The following is a 1,408-nucleotide window of genomic DNA, read 5'->3' as shown; positions in this document are numbered from 1 at the left end:
AGGCCCTCGCGGATCTCGTCCTCGGTGCGCCAGGCCTTCTCGTTCTCCAGCATCAGCGCCGAGATCGACAGACCCGTCTCCCTGGTGAGCCGCAGGAGTTCGTCACCGGTGCGGAACGGGTGCTTGAGGACCGTGTCGTCCGGGACGATCGGGTTGTCGCCCGCCGCCCCCTCTTGAGAAAGCACGGTCTCGTCGACGACGAACCCGCCGCCCACCGAGTAGTACGTCTTCTCCAGCAGCGTGGCGCCCCCGGCGTCGCGCGCGGTCACCGTCATGCCGTTGGCGTGGTACGGCAGGGCCTTGCGGCGGTGCAGGACCAGGTCCGCGTCGAAGTCGAAGGCGATCTCGTGGGCGCCGAGCAGGTTGAGCCGCCCGTCGGTCTTGATCCGTTCCACCTGCTCGTCGGCGCTCTCGACGTCGACCGTGCGCGGGGAGTTGCCCTCGAGGCCCAGCAGGACGGCCTTCGGCGTGCCGTGGCCGTGGCCGGTCGCGCCCAGGGAGCCGTACAGCTCGGCGCGTATCGAGGCGGTGTGGGCCAGCAGGCCCTCGTTCTTCAGGCGCCGGGCGAACATCCGGGCGGCGCGCATCGGGCCCACCGTGTGGGAGCTGGACGGGCCGATACCGATCGAGAACAGGTCGAAGACCGAGAGGGCCACGGGAAACTCCTTGTGGGTGGTAGACGCCGTTGTCTGCCGTGTAGTGGGGCGGCGCGCAGCGCCTCGTATACGGGTGGCGGTGGGCGACGGGTGGGCGCAGAGGCATTGCGTGGGTGCGTGGTGCTGCTGACGCCGGTGCCGACGTGGTGCGGGGCACCGCGCTCACGGTCCAGTGTGCGCGGTGCCCCTTTTGTTTTGCTCCGAGCTGTTACGGGAGATCCGTCACAGACCGGGGTAGAGCGGGTGCTTCGCGGCCAGGGCGGTGACCCGGGCGCTCAGCGCCGGCACGTCGTACGACGGCTTCAGCGCCTCGGCGATGATGTCCGCGACCTCGCGGAAGTCCTCGTCCTGGAAGCCGCGGGTGGCGAGCGCCGGGGTGCCGATCCGCAGACCCGAGGTGACCATCGGGGGCCGCGGGTCGTTCGGGATGGCGTTGCGGTTGACCGTGATGCCGACCTCGTGGAGACGGTCCTCTGCCTGCCGGCCGTCCAGCTCGGAGTTGCGCAGGTCCACCAGGACCAGGTGCACGTCCGTGCCGCCGGACAGGACGGAGACGCCGTGCTCGGCGACGTCCGACTGGACCAGGCGCTCGGCGAGGATGCGGGCGCCGTCCAGCGTGCGCTGCTGGCGCTCCTTGAAGTCCTCGGAGGCGGCGATCTTGAAGGAGACCGCCTTGGCCGCGATGACGTGCTCCAGCGGGCCGCCCTGCTGACCGGGGAAGACCGCGGAGTTGATCTTCTTGGCGAGCTCCT

Annotated in this window: 1 protein-coding gene and 1 pseudogene; both read right to left on the bottom strand. The window is 70.3% G+C overall.

The features are described from left to right. The coding region (locus ACWD01_RS37455; protein WP_451168455.1) for a serine dehydratase beta chain at window positions 1–656 on the bottom strand (656 nt) is incomplete at its 3' end. A gap of 222 nt (window positions 657–878) precedes the next feature. Continuing rightward, window positions 879–1,408, bottom strand: a pseudogene (locus ACWD01_RS37450) (serine hydroxymethyltransferase); the annotation flags it as partial.

It is taken from the genome of Streptomyces sp. NPDC002835, assembly GCF_053591995.1.
The sequence above is the reverse complement of the archived record's forward strand: the minus strand, read 5'-3'. Positions and strand labels throughout refer to the sequence as shown.